Annotated in this window: 20 protein-coding genes and 1 riboswitch; of the genes, 19 read left to right on the forward strand and 1 reads right to left on the reverse strand. The window is 46.5% G+C overall.

The genetic code is table 11. The features are described 5' to 3' along the window. Positions 1–17: 17 nt before the first annotated feature. From BN1546_RS22275 to ytfJ, 13 genes are all read left to right on the forward strand, one after another. A complete protein-coding gene (locus tag BN1546_RS22275) occupies positions 18–1,712 on the forward strand; it encodes a spore germination protein (RefSeq protein ID WP_090738849.1) in 1,695 nt (564 codons plus the stop codon). A 110-nt stretch (positions 1,713–1,822) separates the two neighbouring features. Next, positions 1,823–3,190 carry a diaminopimelate decarboxylase gene (gene lysA, locus BN1546_RS22280; RefSeq protein ID WP_013371730.1) on the forward strand — a complete coding sequence of 456 codons (1,368 nt, stop codon included), beginning with the start codon at positions 1,823–1,825 and terminating at the stop codon, positions 3,188–3,190. A gap of 163 nt (positions 3,191–3,353) precedes the next feature. Continuing rightward, a complete protein-coding gene (locus BN1546_RS22285; RefSeq protein ID WP_013310775.1) occupies positions 3,354–3,788 on the forward strand; it encodes a peptidylprolyl isomerase in 435 nt (144 codons plus the stop codon). A gap of 255 nt (positions 3,789–4,043) precedes the next feature. After that, positions 4,044–5,057 carry a 2-oxoacid:acceptor oxidoreductase family protein gene (locus BN1546_RS22290; protein WP_013371729.1) on the forward strand — a complete coding sequence of 338 codons (1,014 nt, stop codon included), beginning with the start codon at positions 4,044–4,046 and terminating at the stop codon, positions 5,055–5,057. Then, positions 5,057–7,345: a thiamine pyrophosphate-dependent enzyme gene (locus BN1546_RS22295; protein WP_090738850.1), complete on the forward strand. Its 2,289-nt coding sequence runs from the start codon at positions 5,057–5,059 to the stop codon at positions 7,343–7,345. Before BN1546_RS22290 ends, BN1546_RS22295 begins: the two co-directional genes overlap by 1 nt. A 220-nt stretch (positions 7,346–7,565) precedes the next feature. Next, positions 7,566–8,033 carry an IDEAL domain-containing protein gene (locus BN1546_RS22300; RefSeq protein ID WP_058829742.1) on the forward strand — a complete coding sequence of 156 codons (468 nt, stop codon included), beginning with the start codon at positions 7,566–7,568 and terminating at the stop codon, positions 8,031–8,033. Between the two features lie 68 nt (positions 8,034–8,101). Continuing rightward, a riboswitch (FMN riboswitch) is annotated at positions 8,102–8,274 on the forward strand. Between the two features lie 329 nt (positions 8,275–8,603). After that, entirely contained in the window at positions 8,604–9,269 is a 666-nt protein-coding gene (gene ribE / locus BN1546_RS22305) for a riboflavin synthase (protein WP_013371726.1), read from the forward strand. A gap of 74 nt (positions 9,270–9,343) precedes the next feature. After that, the gene (gene ribB, locus BN1546_RS22310) at positions 9,344–10,027 is read left to right on the forward strand and encodes a 3,4-dihydroxy-2-butanone-4-phosphate synthase (RefSeq protein WP_176702350.1); all 684 of its coding nucleotides are present in this window, start codon (positions 9,344–9,346) and stop codon (positions 10,025–10,027) included. A gap of 30 nt (positions 10,028–10,057) precedes the next feature. Then, positions 10,058–10,522, forward strand: coding sequence for a 6,7-dimethyl-8-ribityllumazine synthase (gene ribE, locus BN1546_RS22315; RefSeq protein ID WP_058711110.1), 465 nt, complete (start codon positions 10,058–10,060; stop codon positions 10,520–10,522). A 173-nt stretch (positions 10,523–10,695) separates the two neighbouring features. Beyond that, the gene (locus BN1546_RS22320) at positions 10,696–11,490 is read left to right on the forward strand and encodes a segregation and condensation protein A (protein WP_040103467.1); all 795 of its coding nucleotides are present in this window, start codon (positions 10,696–10,698) and stop codon (positions 11,488–11,490) included. Beyond that, positions 11,459–12,067 carry an SMC-Scp complex subunit ScpB gene (gene scpB / locus BN1546_RS22325; protein WP_013371722.1) on the forward strand — a complete coding sequence of 203 codons (609 nt, stop codon included), beginning with the start codon at positions 11,459–11,461 and terminating at the stop codon, positions 12,065–12,067. Before BN1546_RS22320 ends, scpB begins: the two co-directional genes overlap by 32 nt. A 142-nt stretch (positions 12,068–12,209) precedes the next feature. After that, complete coding sequence (locus tag BN1546_RS22330) at positions 12,210–12,923, forward strand: DUF2953 domain-containing protein (protein ID WP_025675638.1); 714 nt, start codon at positions 12,210–12,212, stop codon at positions 12,921–12,923. Between the two features lie 99 nt (positions 12,924–13,022). After that, on the forward strand, positions 13,023–13,514 hold the full coding sequence (gene ytfJ / locus BN1546_RS22335; protein WP_013371720.1) for a GerW family sporulation protein: 492 nt from the start codon (positions 13,023–13,025) through the stop codon (positions 13,512–13,514). A 91-nt stretch (positions 13,515–13,605) separates the two neighbouring features. Here ytfJ and BN1546_RS22340 read toward each other — a convergent pair whose 3' ends face one another. Then, entirely contained in the window at positions 13,606–14,328 is a 723-nt protein-coding gene (locus BN1546_RS22340) for a hypothetical protein (protein ID WP_040103469.1), read from the reverse strand. A gap of 210 nt (positions 14,329–14,538) precedes the next feature. On the opposite strand from BN1546_RS22340, the gene BN1546_RS22345 reads away from it, so the two are divergent. From BN1546_RS22345 to BN1546_RS22370, 6 genes are all read left to right on the forward strand, one after another. Beyond that, on the forward strand, positions 14,539–15,801 hold the full coding sequence (locus tag BN1546_RS22345; RefSeq protein WP_090738851.1) for a D-alanyl-D-alanine carboxypeptidase family protein: 1,263 nt from the start codon (positions 14,539–14,541) through the stop codon (positions 15,799–15,801). Positions 15,802–15,864: 63 nt separating this feature from the next. Continuing rightward, the gene (locus BN1546_RS22350; RefSeq protein ID WP_013371716.1) at positions 15,865–16,608 is read left to right on the forward strand and encodes a nucleoside recognition domain-containing protein; all 744 of its coding nucleotides are present in this window, start codon (positions 15,865–15,867) and stop codon (positions 16,606–16,608) included. A 7-nt stretch (positions 16,609–16,615) separates the two neighbouring features. After that, a complete protein-coding gene (locus tag BN1546_RS22355) occupies positions 16,616–17,146 on the forward strand; it encodes a spore maturation protein (protein WP_014599983.1) in 531 nt (176 codons plus the stop codon). A 78-nt stretch (positions 17,147–17,224) separates the two neighbouring features. Beyond that, a complete protein-coding gene (locus BN1546_RS22360; protein ID WP_013371714.1) occupies positions 17,225–17,983 on the forward strand; it encodes a pseudouridine synthase in 759 nt (252 codons plus the stop codon). Between the two features lie 109 nt (positions 17,984–18,092). Continuing rightward, positions 18,093–18,809 (forward strand): response regulator transcription factor, encoded by a 717-nt coding sequence (locus BN1546_RS22365; RefSeq protein WP_013371713.1) that lies wholly within the window; start codon positions 18,093–18,095, stop codon positions 18,807–18,809. A 1-nt stretch (position 18,810) separates the two neighbouring features. After that, the gene (locus tag BN1546_RS22370; protein WP_090738852.1) at positions 18,811–20,265 is read left to right on the forward strand and encodes a sensor histidine kinase; all 1,455 of its coding nucleotides are present in this window, start codon (positions 18,811–18,813) and stop codon (positions 20,263–20,265) included. Positions 20,266–20,273: the final 8 nt, after the last annotated feature.

Raw genomic sequence — 20,273 nt, forward strand, 5'->3', positions numbered from 1 at the left:
AGAAGGGGGCAAGAAGTATGGATCACAGAACGGATCAGGATCAGCAGGAGCATTATCATGGAGACGGAGCAATTGGAAGGGAAAATCATACTGACGGGGAAAGTTTGGGCTCCTGGAAGCAAAAGCAGGAGCAGGAAGCCGCCCGTCTTAAGCACAAAAAAGAAAGCGAGCGTTCTGATAATGTAGAGGAATCCATTCGTTATTGGCAGATTGAGGATGATATTTCGCCAAAGATGAAGAAAAATCGTGAAACCCTTAAGATGGTATTGGGTTTGGGAGAAACCTTTGATGTTGTATTTAGGGAAATGACAACAGGTGGCCGCCATATCGGGTATTTGTTCTTGAATACCTTTGCCAAGGATCAGATCATGCTTGAGGTGCTAAAGCGGCTCACCTATCTGACGCCGGATGACATGACTTCAGCTGGACTTCAAGCGTATTTCGAAAATTTTATTCCACATATACAGGTGGAGAAGACGGATAAGATGTCCGTTGTCATAAACAAGGTACTGACGGGAATGAGTGCTCTCTTCATGGAAGGCGAGCGTTTTGCTGTTATTCTGGATACTCGTAATTACCCTGTACGGAGCCCAGAAGAACCTTCCTTGGAGAGAGTTGTGCGCGGTGCACGTGATGGTTTTACTGAAACGATGCTTACAAATGTAGGTTTAGTGCGTCGGCGTTTGCGAGACCCCGGACTTAAATTCGAGGCCATGCAGGTCGGACGCCGAACTCGAACAGATGTATGCTTGGGCTACATTGATGATATTGTGGATAAGGTCATGGTGGATACGGTACGAGACAAAATTAAAAATGTTAATCTGGATGGTATTCCACTGGCTGATAAGCAATTAGAGGAGACGATTATCAATAAAGGTTGGAATCCATATCCATTAGTACGATATTCAGAGCGACCAGATGTTGTGGCTTCGCATATTATGGAAGGAAGGCTCGTAATTTTCGTTGATACCTCACCCAGCGTAATGATTTTGCCTACCACTTTTTTTGACCTGTGCCAGCATGCAGAAGAGAATCGGCAAACCGCTTTTATGGGTAGCTATTTACGCTGGGTACGTTTTATAGGCATATTCGCCTCGATGTTTCTGCTTCCGATGTGGCTGCTAATGGTTATCAATCCCGAATTAAAACCGGCGTTTCTCGATTTTATCGGCCCTCAAAAGGAAGCGCATTTTCCGCTGATTGCCCAGTTTATCATTGTGGAACTAGGGGTCGATCTTATGCGAATGGCAGCTGTGCATACTCCGACACCATTGGCTTCCGCCATGGGGTTGATTGCAGCCATTCTGGTTGGTGATATAGCGGTTAAGACGGGACTGTTCGTAAATGAAGTCGTATTGTACATGGCTGTTGCTGCCATAGGAATGTTCGCAACACCAAGCTATGAGCTGGGACTCGCGAATAGACTGATTCGACTATTCCTGCTGATTGCTGTTGCTATTTTTCACGTACCAGGCTTTGTCGTGGGCACGACACTGATCATTTTGATGCTGACGCTGCATCGGTCATATAATTCTTCGTATTTGTGGCCGTTTATTCCTTTTAATGCCAAAGCGTTAGCTTCCATTTTGTTCCGTATGCCTGTACTTGATGCGCCTAACCGCCCGTCATTTAATAAAACGAGGGACAATACGCGTATGCCCCATACGGATGCCAACACCGATTCGAACTCAGGCAATGGACAGGAGCATTAATGTAAATGATCTGCATAAAAATCCATTGTTCTTGATGTTTTTTTTGCTATACTGGTGTAAACATTCGATGGAATATGACTAGCTTGTTCCAGAAAGAGAGGCGCCAGAACATGTATTTGCATGGAAGCAGTAAAATTAACAGCAATGGACATTTGGAGATTGGCGGATGTGATACCACGCTTTTGAAAGAGCGTTTTGGCACGCCGCTATATATTGTAGACGAACAGTTAGTCCGCCGGCGCTGCCGGGAATTTATAGAAGCATTCCGTGAGACCGGTTTAAAGTTTCAAGTGGCTTATGCAAGCAAAGCATTTTGTGTTATGGCAATGTGCGCTTTAGCTGCTGAAGAAGGGATGTCGCTCGACGTTGTTTCCAGCGGAGAGCTGTTCACAGCGCTGCAAGCAGGATTCCCGGCAGAACGAATCCATTTTCATGGCAATAACAAGACGCCGGAAGAAATTGAAATGGCGTTAGAGGCGCAAATTGGCTGCTTTGTCGTTGATAGCAAGATGGAATTGCATTTGTTACAGGCTCTCGCCTCTGAAAAAGGACAACAGGTCAATATTTTACTGCGGGTTACGCCGGGGGTTGAGGCGCATACGCATGAATATATGGCCACAGGTCAAGAAGATTCAAAATTTGGTTTTGACATTGCGAATGGCACAGCCCGTCAAGCGGTGGAACAGGCTATCAAGCTGGATCATCTTAATCTGCTGGGAGTACATTCTCATATCGGCTCGCAAATCTTCGAAGTCAATGGCTTCCAAATGGCTGCCGAGCGGGTCGCAGTTTTTTGCAGGGAGATTAAGGAACAGCTTCAGTATTCCTTCAAGGTGATTAATCTCGGTGGGGGATTTGGTATCCGTTACACAGAGGAGGACACACCGCTGAAACTATCCACCTATGTACAGGCTATCGGCGAAGCGGTGAAAACTCATTTTTCAGGGCTTTACGATGAACTTCCAGAAATTTGGATTGAGCCGGGACGCAGTATTGTAGGTGATTCAGGTACAACCTTGTATACGGTAGGAAGCATCAAGGATATTCCGCAGGTTCGTAAATACGTTTCTGTAGACGGCGGAATGACAGATAATCCACGTCCTGCACTGTATCAGGCTAAGTATGAAGCAATGCTGGCTAATCGAGCGCAAGATGCGAACGAAGAGACAGTGTCCATTGCAGGCAAATGCTGTGAAAGCGGCGATATGCTTATTTGGGATGTAGAACTGCCTCGCCCGAATAGTGGAGACTTGCTCGCTGTTGCCTCAACCGGAGCTTATAATTACTCCATGGCGAGCAATTATAACCGGATACGCCGACCAGCAGTTGTATTTGTCAACAACGGTGAGGCCGAGCTGGTAGTGCGTCGGGAAACCTACGAGGATATCGTTCGCAATGATGTTTTGCCACAGCGCTTGGTTCGTGATCAAGCCAGTTCAGTGGTTCAGCCCAATGCCAAGATTACGGTTTCGTCCTGATTGTGGAATTCTAAAATCAAGCAGGCCATTGCCTCGGTAATAATAGACCGGGGACAATGGCCCCTTTTTTTTGGACAAGGCTTTGCTAAGCGCGCCAATTCATAGTAAACTGGAACTTGATGTTATTTAGTTCTCAAAACAGGTTGAAAAGGAGATACAAACAATGAAAAAAGGTAGAATAGATCTTGAAAACGGCGGTATCGTCGAAATTGACTTTTTCCCAGAAGAAGCTCCAAACACCGTTGCTAACTTTGAAAAGCTGGCAAACAGCGGTTACTACAATGGTTTGAGCTTCCACCGTGTCATCCCGGGCTTTGTTGCTCAAGGGGGTTGTCCGATCGGTAATGGTACTGGCGGTCCTGGCTACACCATTGACTGTGAAACAGCTACGAATACAACAAAGCATGCCAAAGGCGTTCTGTCCATGGCTCATGCAGGTCGCAACACAGGTGGCAGTCAATTCTTTATTTGCTACGCTCCACAGCCGCATTTAGATGGAGTACATACTGTATTTGGTAAAGTAACCAAAGGTATGGAATTCATTGATGCTGTAAAACAAGGCGACAAAATGAAAGAGGTTAAAGTATTTGACGTGTAATTTACCATTACATGCATGATTTGAATTCCTTTAAATAGCGTTGCACCTAAGCCGTTCTGTCTTTGGACAGGGCGGCTTTTGTTGTCTTTTGTTTGACGGTTTGCTGATTTTTACAATCACGTAGGTATTACAGTGCGTAAGATCACATTCGAAAAGTAAGTGTTGTGATAGCCTTTTCATAAGAATGCATTTTCCATTTATTTTATATGAGTATTCAAGCTCAGTAAGAGTTGGAAAAGAAGGGGGCTTATCACATTGTCTATTTTAACGCGCACAAATCGACTCGGATTTTTTGAAATCCGGCTGGAATCCATTGGTGGACTCGGCGCAAATCTGGCTGGTAAAATGTTGGCCGAAACCGGGGTACTTGGTCTGGGACTGAATGCTTCAAATTTCTCATCCTACGGTTCGGAAAAGAAGGGATCTCCAGTTAAAAGCTTTGTTCGCTTCTGTGAGCCGGAGGTGGATATTCGCGATCACAGTCCGATCGAGCAACCGCATGTGGTAGGCATTTTCCATGAAACGTTATACAAAACGGTAAATGTAATCAGCGGCCTGCCAGCAGATGGGATTGTAGTGGTCAATTCCACACGTCCGGCAGAAGAAATACGGGCTGATTTGGGACTGGTATCCGGTACATTAGCAGTGGTGGATGCGATGGGCATCGCACTGGAAGAGCGGACCAAACTAAATACGTCCATGCTAGGTGCCTTGTTCCGTGTCTGTGATTTCCTGGACCCGGAAGCAATGAGATCGGTTATTCGCAGTACTTTTGAAAAGAAAAATCCACAATTAGTGGAACCTAATCTGCGTACGTTTAATCGTGGTTTTGAAGAAATGCAACTACATGTATATCCGGTTACTGCTGACGCGCAGGATCGGGTTTTTGAACGTCCGCAGCCTTTGCTAGGGTACGAAACTCAATTGCTGGGGGGCGTTATTGCAACTCAGGGCAACAGCATGACGAAAGATGTTAGTGGTTCACGTCAGGGTTATGTACCTGAGTATGAAGCTGATAAATGTACTCATTGTGCCAAGTGTGATTCGATTTGCCCGGATTACTGCTTTGTATGGGAAGAGCAAGCAGACAAACGCGGAAGAATGATGCCGTTTTTGCAAGGGATTGATTACCAGTATTGCAAAGGGTGTCTGAAGTGTGTAGATATTTGCCCGTCGGGGGCATTAAGCTCGCGTCGCGAACAATGGGGCTGGGCGGAGCAGAATCGCGTTGCCCACCAATTTCCAGTATATGAAGGAGGGCGTGCGTAATGGCAAAGCTGGAGGAAGAACTCAAACAGACGGGCGCCGCACAAGTGACAACATTCGAATCCGGTAATGAAATGGCAGCTACAGCGGCTGCGCAGATCAATTATCATATGATGGGATATTTCCCGATTACGCCGTCGACTGAGGTAGCACAGTATCTGGATCAAATGAAAACGCGTGGTCAGCATAATATTAAGCTGGTTGCAGCAGATGGAGAACACGGATCGGCAGGGATTTGTTATGGAGCTGCGGCGGCCGGAGCACGGGTTGTCAATGCCACCAGTTCGCAAGGTTTCCTGTACATGCTGGAGCAGTTGCCTGTCCAGTCAGGTACCCGTTTTCCTATGGTTATGAATTTGGTGACACGTGCAGTCAGTGGTCCCCTGGATATTCGGGGGGATCATTCGGACCTGTATTATGGTTTGAATACAGGCTGGGTTATATTGACAGCGAGTACGCCACAGGCTGTGTATGATATGAACATTATGGCCTTGAAAATTGCAGAGCATAGCGATGTACGATTGCCAGTAATGGTCGCGTATGACGGGTTTTATACTTCTCATCAAAAACGTAAAGTGCAATATTTTGCCGATGCAGAGACCGTACGCGATTTTGTAGGCCCCAACCCGAACCTAAATTATCCGAATATTACGGATTTTGATCGTCCTGTCACTGTGGGTGCGCATATGAACGGCGATGACCTGACGAATAATCACGTTCAACTGTCCAAAGCTTTGAAGCTTTCAGAAGGAGTATATGAGCAGGTAGCAGCAGAATATGCCGCTTTATCCGGGCGGGAATATCCGATTTTGGACCTGTATCATATGGAGGATGCTGAGGTTGCGGTCTTCCTGCTGAACTCGGCGGCCGAATCGGCCAAGGATGTGGCAGATCAACTCCGCGCGCGCGGCATTAAAGCGGGTGTGATTCGTCCGAATATCATCCGGCCATTTCCTGCTGCACAATTGCGAGAGGCATTGCGCCATGTCAAGGCGCTGCTGGTGGGTGAACGTGCAGATTCGTACGGATCGGATGGCGGTAATTTGACGCATGAAATCAAGGCGGCGTTGCAGGAGGACCCGCTGAACCAAACCATCGTGTTAAGCCGTATCTTTGGCTTGGGTGGTAAGGATTTTTATGCGGAAGATGCAGAGGCGTTCTTCCAGCTTGCGATTCAGGCGGCAGAGGTTGGACGTGCGGAGCAGCCCTTTGATTATTACGGGATTAATCCGGGTTCACCGGACAAAGTGATGCCGCAAGTCATGCAGCCACCACGTGGCAATGCATACCGTACGGGTCTGATTCAGGTTACGCCGGACGAGGCGACTGGGAAGCTCAAAGTCAAGGTACCACCTCTGCGTTCGTTGACAACCAAACCACGCCGTCTTACACCAGGGCATGGGGCTTGTCCTGGTTGTGGAGCCTTGTCTGCGCTTGAGCTATTTTTTAAAGGAATTGAAGGCGATATTGTCGTACTGTTCCAGACTGGCTGCGTTTATGTGGTGACGACAGGGTATCCATATACATCACACAAGCAACCGATGATCCACAATCTTTTTCAAAACGGGGCCGCTACCCTTTCAGGTGCGCTGGAAGCTTACATGGAGATGAAGCGACGTAATGAAATTGTGATGTCGGATGATCCAACCTTTATCATGATCAGTGGTGACGGCGGGATGGATATCGGTATGGGTTCTGCAATTGGTGCGGCTCTGCGTAACCATAAACTGATTATGCTGGAATATGACAACGAGGGGTACATGAATACAGGTTCGCAGCAATCGTACTCCACTCCAATGGGGCATATGACCAGTACATCGGGTGTAGGGAAAATGCAAAAAGGGAAGCAAGGGCATCATAAGGATACCGTACAAATCATGGCCGCCTGTAACATCCCGTATGCTTTTACCGCAGCCGAAAGCCATCCGCAGGATATGCTGCGCAAAGCGGCCAAGGCTCAATGGTATGCCAACAACGTCGGTACTGCTTATGGTAAAATTCTGTGCGCTTGCCCGCTCAACTGGAAATCCGAAGACAGACTGGGTACTAGCATCGTAGGCGCCGCAGTCGAATCTTGCTTCTTTCCTTTGTACGAAATCGAGCAGGGAAGCACGACGATTACGTACAATCCGGAAGACAAGGGAAAACGGATTCCAGCCGCAGAATGGCTGAAATTAATGGGTAAAACGAAGCATCTTCTCAAAGAGGAAGCAACGATGGCTACCTTTGAGCAGGAGATTGAGCGTCGCTGGACTATCCTGAAAAAGAAACATGAAATTTCGGAGTTATAATTCTGTTTTTTTGCATAATAATCGTGTAACATTGTTAGCCGCTGTTTCGGCACCAGTTCGATTGAGATTCCTTGCGCTTGCTGCGCAAGGAATCTTTTTTTGCGTTTATGGATTGAGGCATAAAAAAACAGGTAATGATTTCCGATATAGGAGTGGAGGCCTATAGAAGGCATGTTATAAAGTTTTCTTCTGAATTTTAAGATGCAATGAGGTGCAGGTAATGATTAAGCTGAATACAGTTGAAATAATTGAAATTATAAAGAAGCAAATCCCCAAGGTTATGAACATCACGCCAGTGGAACTCAAGTTTACGGATGATTTTGGACGGGCATCGCTGGCGGCAACAGAACACAAATTCACGCTGACGAACCAGCATTATTCTGCCAAGGTGATGGATTGTGTGTTAGAAACACAAGTGCGCCCTATTTTAATGTGTGAAATTATTTATTTTCTAAAATGCGAGTTTATTGATGGGCATGTGGATGTGCGACTGGATTATGAAGCATGTTCTGAGGGAGAGCGAGGACCTGTTGCTTCGGCCGTTATTACCTTTGACCATGATACACAGCTTGGAGTCGACGAACTGGCCGATCTGATTGATCTGGCACTTCATATGAATGATAAAACCTGGTTTGAAGAACTCTCCAGCCAATATGTCAAAACCAAAGCAGGAGCTTCTATTAGATAACTTGCTTTTTTTTGAAGTCGGTGCTAATATACGTAACAAGTTTAATGTTAATTCAATTAAATAAGAGCAAGATCCTTCGGGGCGGGGCGAAATTCCCCACCGGCGGTGATGACATGTTTGTGAATCGCTTCTGTGAACACAGCATGGCTTAGTCCGTGACCCGGATGCTGAACAATCAGCAGAAGGTGGACCTGGTGTAATTCCGGGACCGACAGTATAGTCTGGATGGGAGAAGGATACGAAGCGCATGTGCATGACGTGGCATGTGCCAATTTTTAGCATACTTAAAAGTACGTATGGCTTATTTCGTTGTAGGACAGCATCAGACGATAGCTTTTTTTAGCTTTCTTTTTGATAACGTTCTGAGCGTAATTGCTGTATCTTCGATCATGCTTTCTTTTGGCAAACCTATGATTTCATGTCATTTTAAGACATACATGAACTGCGCTTGTATACTACATATGTGACTCTCATCACCCCCATGACGGATTGAATCCTGACTGGGGGTTATTTGCGCTTACAGCAGATGAATTAGGGATAAACTGAAATGTAGTGGAAAGGAGTGAAAGCATGTTTACCGGATTGGTCGAGGAAGTGGGTCGCATTCAAAGTATTTCTAAGAGCGGTGAAGCGATGGTGCTTGGGATTTCGGGTTCTGTGGTATTGGGCGATTTGAAAATAGGCGATAGTGTCTCGGTAAATGGTGTTTGCCTGACGGCAATACAGATTGGTACTAAAGATTTTAAGGTTGATGTGATGCCAGAGACTTTTCGCAGCAGTAATCTAAGGGAACTCAGATCCGGCAGCCGAGTCAACCTAGAGCGAGCGATGGCGGCGAATGGAAGGTTCGGAGGACATATCGTACAGGGACATGTGGACGGGACGGGTACGATTCGCGGAGTAACATCAGACCAGAATGCAGTTGTGTTCGAAGTTGAGCCTTCTGATCAAGCATTATTTAAATATGTTCTCCTCAAAGGGTCAATTACAATTGATGGTATCAGCCTCACAGTCGCGCAGCGGACGAGAGATAGCTTTGCCGTATCTATTATCCCCCATACCTTAGCCGAAACGGCCTTACAAGCCAAACGTGAGGGAGACACTGTGAATATTGAATGCGACATATTGGGCAAATATGTGGAGCAGCTTTTACATTACAGAGGTTCAGTACCGATGGAGAGAGCAGATCAAGCTCCTCTTAGTTTGGACTATTTGGCGAAACACGGCTTTGCTTGATACAGCCTGATACAGAATGATAGAAAATTTGGTTCAGGAGCATTCGTGACATAAGACATAAGGAGGAGAGGGTTATGGATAGAGGCATCCAAACAAGTGCGACGACAAACATCATGGAGCAGGGCGAGTTGCACCATGACGAAGAGATTCGATTGGATTCCATCGAAGAAGCATTGGAGGATTTAAAGAACGGCAAAGTCGTTATTGTAGTGGATGATGAACAGCGGGAAAATGAAGGCGACTTTATCGCTTTGGCTGAGAAAGCATCGCCTGAGGTCATCAACTTCATGATTACAGAAGGTCGCGGGTTGGTCTGCGTGCCGATCACACAGCACAGAGCCGAGGTATTGGAATTGCATCTTATGGTAGAGCAAAACACAGATTTTCACGGTACCGCCTTTACGGTATCGGTAGATCATATGAAGACAACAACGGGGATTTCAGCGGCCGAGCGCTCTTTGACTGTTCGCGCCTTAGCCGACGAAGCAATCACGGGCAGCGATTTCCGCAAACCTGGTCACATGTTCCCGCTAATTGCTCGCGATGGTGGGGTCTTGCAACGCGCCGGTCATACTGAAGCGGCTGTCGACCTGGCCCGACTCAGCGGCTTTAATCCCGCCGGGGTCATTTGCGAAATTATAAAGGAAGATGGCTCAATGGCCCGCTTGCCTGATTTGGCCGTGATCGCCAAGCGACATCAATTGAAGCTGATTAGCATTCAACATTTAATTGAATACCGTCGTCGTTTGTCATTGTAAAAAATTCAAAAAAAAGAGAGGTTGATAAGCATGGCACGTTTTCTGGAAGGTAATCTTGTATCAAGTGGTTTAAAGTATGGTATTGTGGTGGGCAGATTTAATGAGTTTATTACAAGCAAACTGTTAAGTGGTGCGCTTGACGCACTTCAACGACATGGTGCAAAGGAAGATGAAATTGATGTAGCATGGGTGCCGGGTGCATTTGAAATCTCGCTTATTGCACAAAAAATGGCTGCAAGCGGAAAATATGATGCCGTCATTACGCTTGGCACGGTTATCCGTGGCTCTACTTCACACTATGATATCGTCTGCAATGAAGTGGCCAAGGGTGTGGCGGCAAGCAGTCTGAAAACGGGTGTCCCCATTATTTTTGGTGTAGTGACTACGGAAAATATTGAGCAGGCTATTGAACGAGCAGGTACGAAGGCTGGTAATAAAGGTTGGGATTCTGCGCTGGCTGCGATTGAAATGGCCAATCTCGGTAAGCAGTTCTAATGATATAAATGGCTGAAAGAACGGCATAAACTGCAAAGTGGAAAAGGGATTGGATTGTTAAGCAAGGCGATGACGTATATACTACAGAAAGAGGGATTGATAACGTAGAGCATAAGTGCTAATGGGGAAAGGTATTGTTGAATGATGATTGGAGTAAGGCAGGGGGAAGCACATTGACAGTCGTAAATTACAAGCTGGAAACATTCGAGGGTCCGCTGGATCTACTGTTGCATCTGATTGATAAAGCAGAGATCGACATTCAGGATATCCCGATTAGCGATATTACTGATCAATACATGGCTTTTTTGCACAGTATGCAGGAGCTGGAGTTGGACATTACAAGCGAGTTTCTAGTGATGGCGGCGACGCTCTTATCCATTAAGAGTAAATTGTTGCTTCCCAAGCCACCTGTGATGGAATATGACGATTTGGATTATTATGAAGAAGAGGACTATGATCCACGCGAGGAACTGGTTCGCAAGCTAGTGGAGTATCGTAAATACAAAGGGATTGCTCGCCACCTGAGTGAACGGGAGTGGGAACGGAGTCTGATTTATGGCAAGGAGCCGGAAGATTTGAGCGCATTCTTGCCAACCGAACCCGCAAATCCGGTGCATGGGCTGCATGCAAGCGATTTGGTCGCGGCCTTTCAGCGTGCGTTACGCAAAGCTGAACGACGTACGACGGTAACCCGTGTTCATCGGGACGAAATTTCAGTCAAGGACCGTATCCGGCAAGTTATCGGGGCGTTAGAGATGGTGGGGACTGGAGGACGGCTGCTGTTCTCCAAGCTGATGCATGAGGACATGTATCGGCATGAGGTGGTTGTAACCTTTTTGGCTATCCTTGAATTGATGAAAATGAAGCAAATCTTCTGTTATCAGGAGAAGCTTTTCGATGATATTGTAATGGAGTGGAGAGGGGATTTACGGGTTAATGGATTATCTGAAGCTGAAATCAATTATTGAGGGGCTGCTTTTTCTTGCGGGAGAGGAAGGGTTGTCCACCAAGCAGATCGCCGACATTGTAGAGCAGCAGCAAGAGCTGGTTGAAAAGTGTCTGGAGGATATGAAACAGGACATGGAGCAGGGAGGAAGAGGCCTGCAGCTTGTCCGTATTGCTGGCCATTATCAGCTTGCAACCTTATCCGAACATGCACCCTATTTTGAAAAGCTCGCCTACTCTCCGGCACGTGCCTCACTGTCTCAAGCTGCTTTGGAGACACTGGCTATTGTGGCCTATCGCCAGCCCATTACAAGAGTTGAAATCGAAGAAATTCGGGGTGTCAAATCCGAGCGGGCCATACATACACTGGTCAACAAGGAGCTCATTGAAGAGAAAGGTCGAGCTGAGGCCATCGGACGACCAATATTGTATGGAACGACGAAATCATTCTTGGATTATTTCGGTCTAGGCTCTCTCGAAGATCTACCGCAACCGGAGCAGTTCGAGGATTCAGACAATTTGGAAGAAGAGACACAGCTATTGTTCGAGCGTCTGGAGAGCAGCCAGCCTGCGGAGAACGATTCGGATCTGGAATCCTAAGTTCATAAAATTCAAAAGACAGCCAGTCCTTACGATGTTGAGGGCTGGCTGTTTGGCATTTTAAGATGCATGATTTTCCGCTGAAGGGTCATACTATTTTTGCCATGATATTCTATAGCAAAAGGGTAGGGAGGACTCGCCAGTGTGGAAATGGATCAGTATCGCCATCATCATCTTTATATTCATCGTACTGGCTATTCTGCTCTCTCGTATTCGATTGAAGCTGGAAATTGCCAAGCATGACAATGATGATCGGGCGCATCTAGAGATCAGAATTCTATACGGGTTGGTCAAAATGGATTACGATATTCCAGCTATTCTCATAACAGGTTTGAAAAAAGGGCTTCTCTATCGGCTTGACCGCAATAAAAACATACATAAAACGGATGCTTCTGTGGATAGCGGAAATATTGATATCGAAAAAATCAAGCAATTTATACATGATATACGGGTTTTGCTCAAGGGAACACAATCTTTACAGCGATGGCTGCGACATACATTGGCCCATGTAACAGTGTCCAAAATGGAGTGGTCTACCAATATTAGTCTGGCTGACGCAGCTTATACAGCGACCTCAACTGGTATGTTATGGGGGCTAAAAACGACCTTGATCGGTTTTGCTTCCAGCATTGTGCGCATGGACTGTACCCCAAAGGTGTTTGTTGTGCCTTATTGGGTGGACCGACTACGTTTTACTACCATCTTGAACTGTGAAGCAAAAATGTCGCTCGGTTATTTAATCTTTTCCATGCTCAGACTAGCTTTCCGCATATGGCGTGTTCCGGGAGGACCAGAGGCATGGAAGCGGGTTATTTCCAAAAATCCTGAGAATCAACAAGCCAGCAGTGAGGAATAAACAGTGTAGAGGATTGACATACATATTTCCCTGAACCTTTGCGCACAATAGCGAAAGAAAAGCAGTCTACGCTTGAGATAAGCAGAGGAGGAATAAAACATGTCAGATCATCCGATTCAAGGGCTCATGCAAACCGCGATGGAGAACATCAAGGCCATGGTGGACGTGAATACGATTGTGGGAGACGCGGTGGAAACACCCGATGGTTCCGTTATTTTGCCAATCAGTAAGGTAGGATTTGGGTTCGCAGCCGGGGGAAGTGATTTTAACGTAGATGAAGAGGCGCTCCATACTTCCTCAGCATCCGGTAATCATAGTGGGAAGGAAGTACATCCTTTTGGTGGCGGTAGCGGTGGTGGTGTATCTATTCATCCCATTGCCTTTCTAGTTGTCGGCAAACAGGGAGCACAAATCGTTCCGCTGGACAATCAAACGCATCTGTTTGAGAAAATCATCGACTCCACACCATACCTGATCGATAAGGTTCAGTCTATCTTCCAGAATTCAGGCAGCAACATGCAGACTCCACCTCCACAGGTACCTGCAAATGCTAATACTGACCAAAGTCAATCTGGACCGGCTTACTTGTAAAAGTTATTGAAATTAAAAGTGTGCTCTCAAGAAGGTATCCCCAAGCCGAGCGTGGCCTAGGAATACCTTCTTTTTAGTATCAACTCGGCCTCTATTCCTGAATATACTGCCTTCCACCAATGACAGCATGTATACAGTGACTGAATTCTTGGTAATAAAATGTATTCACTGATAGTTCATTTTTTCGGTTTTCTTCGGGTGCGAACTGGGATAGGTAAACGAAGTCAGGGTAGATCACTTCATTCGTCATATAAGCAGATACCGTGGCATCCGGGCGACGATGTCGATTAAGAGAATCAATAATACCTTGAGCCGGCAAGATGCCAATCCCATGGCCATAGAAAGAATCTTCCTTCAGTTTGACGACATTTTCTCCCTTCCATTCCAATGCATCGGACGACACATCTGGATTGTTAAAATACAGAATGTCCCCAGGAACCGCTTTATGGCTGCCTTGCTGTTGTATAAGCCTGAGATCACTGTCATAGTGCCAATCATACAACAGCATATCTGCAAAAATCTGATTAAACTCACTTTCTAGAATGGAATCCAGTACTCCTTTGTACAACACAATAACCATTGCTGTTGCACATTCAAAAGCGTATTGTTGACCGTTTATAAAGATATCTCTGATCCCTTGCGCCGGAGTGACACCTGCTTTGATCCGAAAACCGCCTTTTTCCGTTAACTCCCAAAATTGTGGGTTGCAACGCGCGGTAGCAAAAGTGGCGAAGGATACACCACTTTGATGCAATGCTTGTGCGGACTCTACAATCCGCGATCTTAAAATCATTTCAAACTGTAATCGCTGCATGTTGTAACCCCCCGATTCATATTTAACGTTTAGTAACTAATATTATATGTGTTCAGGAGTGCAAGTTGCTTGGTTAACATAGAAAGAAAGCAAAAGAGGAGCGGCTAATGACTGTCCTGTACAAGGAATTTTCTGTTATAAAGGTGGACATACTTTGAACAGCTTGGACATAGAATGGTACAAGACTTGCTCAAAACCGGAGGAATCCAAATGTTTAAAAAAAAACAACATATCCATGCGGACCACAGCCATTTTAAGAATAAGGCACGCGCATTTGTTTTACCGCTAGCGCTTATCCTTGTTTTGTCATTGCCGCTTACATTGCTGAGTCCACAGCCTGTTCTGGGAGCGGTGACAACAGAAGCAACACCGCCCGCGTTAGGAACTCATGCACAGGCTGCTTCTTTAATTGATGTCACTTCAGGACGGATCATATATTCAGCCGAAGGTGACCGGGAGCTCCGAATAGCTAGCCTAACCAAAATTATGACTGCGATTGTAGCCATTGAACATGGACGCTTGCAGGACCGAGTAAAAGTGAGTTCAACGGCGTATGCCAAAGAAGGCTCCTCGCTTTTTCTGCAAATGGGTGAACAAATGACGCTGGAAAATATGCTATACGGCTTAATGCTCCGTTCGGGTAATGATGCAGCTTCTGCCATTGCCGAGCATGTTGGGGGGACAGAGGAGGGATTTGTCCATTTAATGAATGACAAGGCGGTTCAGCTTGGGCTAAACCATACGCATTTTGCTAATCCTCATGGGCTGGATGCCGATGGACATTATTCCTCAGCCAACGATATGGCCCGGCTCACTGCTTATGCGCTGCATAACCCAACTTTTGCCCGTATCGTAAAAACAGAACTGAAGAAAGCACCGAACCCCAACGATTCCTGGGACTATTCATGGCATAATAAAAACAAAATGCTGCGGCTGTATGAGGGAGCTGACGGTGTAAAAACAGGCTTTACTAAAAAAGCGTTTCGTTGCCTGGTCAGCTCGGCTACGCGTGAGGGGCGCCAGCTCGCTGCTGTTACCTTGAATGACGGGGACGATTGGAATGACCATGCCCGTATGCTTGATTACGGCTTTCGATATTATCCTCTCATTCCGATTACGGACAAGCAGCAGCCTATTGATGGTTACCCCCTCTTGACAGGGGCGAGTTTTTCTTATCCTCTACATGATGGTGAGAAGACTCAATTGCACAAAAGACTGGTGTTGTTTAAAAATTCCGCTTCGGCGGATAGAGCTGACGTGTCTTTTGGTTTACGAGGACGGGTCGAATTTTTACTGGAAGGTAAATTGATCGGTTCTGTTCCTGTATATGAAAAAGGTAGTAAGCTGCCTACTCAAACTATTGTACATCCACAGCAGGAGGCTCCGACTGCACAAGTTCCTGCAAACCATACTCAGCCACGAGGTTGGACGAGCAAATGGAATGAAATTCTTAAAAATCTGTTCAGATCATAAGGCAAGTAGGCTTGATGCTATAAAGCTGCGGTGTCACATCATTGGGAAAAGGGGGAATCAGTCATGATTCATCTCATATGGGTGGCTTTGATTTGTATAGGATTTGTATTTGCAGCCGCACAGGGAAATATAGAGGTGGTGACGAAGGCGGCTTTTGACGGGGCAACTACGGGTGTTACAGTATGCTTTGGACTGATAAGTGTGCTGGTATTCTGGATGGGCATGATGAGGTTGGCTGAAGACGGTGGGCTCTTGCAGAAAATATCTAAGCTGCTTTCTCCTTTGGTCGCCTTTCTCTTTCCTGATGTTCCGCGTAATCATCCCGCTATGGGCTACATTTTGTCCAATATGAGCGCCAATCTGCTCGGATTGGGGAATGCAGCAACGCCCATGGGGATCAAGGCGATGCAAGAGTTACAAACGCTCAATCCTGATAAGCAAACCGCTACACCTGCCATGTGTACGCTACTCGCGCTGAATACAGCCAGCATTACGCTTATTCCTACAACGTTGATCGCCATTCGGCTAAATTTTCATTCCGCCCACCCGGCTGAAATCGTCGGAACGACACTGGTGGCGACCGCAATAGCCACCTTTGCTGCCATTGCGGCGGATCGTTGGTATCGTAGTCGAGAATTGCGTCGCCGTCCTCCAGCGAATCCGCCATCCCAGACCTCCTTGGCGCCACGTACCTCGCAAGCACCAACATCTGTGGCTTCTTCACATGTACCGCCCATATCTTCACCTGCCGTGCCGCGAACGGGAATCACAGCTACCAAGGGCAGGGACACCACTTGGAAAGGATGAGGGAGGCATGCTGAATTTTATTAACCTCGTATCGACTTGGGCCATCCCGGTTATTCTCGCTTTTATTCCTTTATATGCATATGCCAAAAAGGTCCCTGTCTACGATTCTTTTGTAGATGGAGCCAAAGACGGCTTTTCTACCGCCATCAGCATTATTCCTCATCTTGTAGGTATGATGGTGGCGATTAGCATTTTTCGAGCATCCGGCGCTTTGGACTATGTAATATCCTGGGTAACCCCGTGGATTAAAAACTGGGGCGTACCTGGCGAGGTGCTGCCTTTAGGCTTGCTCCGTCCATTGACGGGCACTGGTTCACTTGCGTTCACGACGGATCTAATTCGCACTTATGGTCCCGATTCCATGATCGGTCGGATTGCTTCAACGATTCAGGGCAGCACAGATACGACGCTGTATGTATTAACTGTATATTTTGGTGCGGTAGGTATCCGCAATGGACGATATGCCTTGAAGGTGGGACTATTTTCAGATGTGGTTGGTTTTGTGGCGGCTATTGCCATTTGTTTGCTTGTATTTTGAATTTTGCATCGTTTTTTGAACGGGGGTTGTGATTTTGCTCATGGATGGGTATCATTAGCATGAGGTGAATTAGCGAACATGGAAAGATTGCAGAAAATATTGGCCCAAGCCGGTGTAGCTTCCAGACGTAAATGTGAGGAGCTTATTCAGGCGGGCAGTGTGGAAGTAAACGGGGTTACCGTAACTGAGCTGGGAACGAAAGCAGACCCTGATCAAGATATGATTACAGTAAAGGGACGCCCGATCAAAACTGAGAAAAAAATCTATTTGATGATGAACAAACCCAAAGGGGTCATTACAAGCGCTTCCGATCCGGAAGGTCGCAAAATTGTGTCTGACTATCTAAAAGGCGTCAAGGAACGCGTATATCCGGTCGGACGTCTTGATTACGACACCGAAGGGTTGCTGTTGCTTACCAATGACGGAGAGTTCGCCAATCTGCTCACCCATCCCAAGCATCATGTGCCGAAGACGTATGTGGCTACAGTCAAAGGTGTTCCGCACGGTACTGAGCTGGACAAGCTGAAAAAAGGAATCGTGCTGGAGGATGGCATTACTGCACCGGCCGAGGTAGAATATAAGGATGTAGATCCGGACGGTAAGGAATCTGTGATCCAGATTACCATTTATGAAGGCAGAAATCGCCAGGTAAGACGGATGTTTGAGGCCATTTCGCACCCAGTCATCCGACTCAAGCGGATTGCTTTTGGGGATCTATTGCTGCAAAACTTGAAGCGTGGTCTCACCAGACCCCTAACCAAGGACGAAATCAACCGTCTCATTCAACTTGCCAAATCAGACAACACGAAAAAGAAACGGACAGGACGGGGGTCATAACCCCGGCCTTTTTGGCGTAAAGAGACTATTGGATGAGAGTAAAGTTTGACCAAGCACGGGAAAATAGTAAAATAGAGAGAATGCTTTTTTTAGCGAAGGGGCTGGGAATATGTCAGAACAAAGCAACCGCATATTAATTGTAGATGATGAAGAACGCATTCGCCGCCTTCTGCGGATGTATCTAGAAAAAGAAGGATACGAGATTGAAGAAGCTGAGGATGGCGAGATTGCTCTCCAAAAAGCGACTGCAAGCGATTACAGTATTATTTTGCTCGATGTGATGCTTCCGGGTATGGACGGGATTGAAGTGTGTACACGGCTGCGCCAAACCAAATCTACACCTGTGATTATGCTGACAGCCAAAGGCGAGGAAGTGAACCGCGTGCAAGGCTTCGAAGTCGGAGCTGATGATTACGTGGTCAAGCCCTTCAGCCCGCGAGAGGTCATTTATCGGGTAAAGGCAATTTTACGACGGTCGTCGGAGACTGCTTTTTTAACGAAAGAGGCTGTGCCAAGCAATAGTATTGTTTTTCCAAATCTTATTATTGAGCATGATGCACACCGGGTAACTGCAGGCGGAATTGAAATCAGTCTAACGCCTAAAGAGTACGAGCTGTTGCATTATTTGGCGGTGTCGCCAGATAAAGTCTTCTCACGCGAAGAACTGCTGAAAGATGTTTGGAATTACGAATTTTTTGGTGATCTACGCACCGTGGACACGCATGTGAAACGGCTTCGTGAAAAGCTGAATAAGGTATCGCCAGAGGCAGCGGCTATGATTACGACCGTATGGGGCGTAGGTTATAAGCTGGAGGTTCCAAAATAACGTGAACTTCTGGAGATCGCTGGTAGGCAAGCTGTGGATCACCATCATTTGTCTTGTAGGTTCTGTGCTTATTTTTCTGGGGCTTTTTTTATTGCCGTACATCAACAGAAATTTTGCAGCACATGAATCGACGGAGATCAAGCATTTATTCACCTATACATGTATTGTCGGATTTTTATTGACGACCTTTTTTGCTCTATTTCTTTTTACTAAAATCACACAGCCTATGCAGCTGTTGATTCAGGCGGCGAATGCCATCCGTGAGGGAAGGTATGATACTCGGCTTTCGCTGGTGACCAGCGATGAAATTGGAGAGCTGGCGAAAACTTTTAACCATATGTCTACGGAACTGGAAGCGACGATCCGCAGTCTGAATGAGGAGAAAAACCACTTATCCAGTGTGCTGCGAAGTATGTCTGATGCCGTATTTACCTTCGACAGAAGTGGACAAATCATCTTGACGAATCCGCCTGCACAAAGTTTGCTGGATATTTGGGAAAAGCTGGAGTGGCAGGGGCATGATCTGGAGGAATTCGGAGCTTCTGTGCCTGAGCCTTTGCTGCCTTTGTTCCATACGGTTATGGACAGAGGCGAGGATGTCGGAGACTACATCCATGTCAAGAAAGGCTCGTGGTCAGTGCAAATGGCGCCGTTGTATACAGATAACGCTATTCGTGGTGCAGTAGCTGTACTTAGAGATATTACGGAAGAAGTAAAACTTGAGAAGATGCGTAGCGATTTTGTAGCCAACGTATCCCATGAAATCCGTACACCCTTATCTATGATGCAGGGATACAGTGAGGCTTTGCTGGACGGCATGGCAGGTTCACCGGAAGAGTCTGAGGAGCTAGTACAGGTTATCCATGATGAATCATTGCGTATGGGAAGATTAGTCAAGGATCTGCTGGATCTGGCCCGAATGGAGGCAGGTCATACAGACATGTACCGTCAGGAAGTGGATGTGAATGAACTGATCGAGCGTGTTCACCGGAAATTTACGGTTCGTTCCAAGGAACGGGGACTGACACTCGATTATTATGAGTCAGATCAACACTTGCTGTTGCCTGAGGCAGATGAAGACCGACTGGAGCAGGTGCTGACCAATTTGCTGGATAATGCGTTCAGACATACACCCTCCGGGAAAAAAGTTACCATTGCGGCGGATCAAATTCGGGGAGAACGGAATGAGTTAATCCGCATTCGTATTAAAGATGAAGGTGTGGGCATTGCCAGTGAGGATCTACCTTATATTTTTGACCGCTTCTACAAGGCAGACAAGGCTAGAGTACGTGGTGAGGACAAAGGAACTGGGCTGGGGCTTGCCATTGTTAGAAACATCGTAGAGGCTCACGGAGGCTCTGTCTCAGCTGCTAGCGTACTGGGAGAAGGGACGGAATTTACTATTTTGCTGCCAATCTCCAATAAAACAAGACAGGGCTCTGTAACAAGCTTATAACGACAGCT

Source organism: Paenibacillus sp. Mc5Re-14, from assembly GCF_001049835.1.
Classification (GTDB): domain Bacteria; phylum Bacillota; class Bacilli; order Paenibacillales; family Paenibacillaceae; genus Paenibacillus; species Paenibacillus polymyxa_C.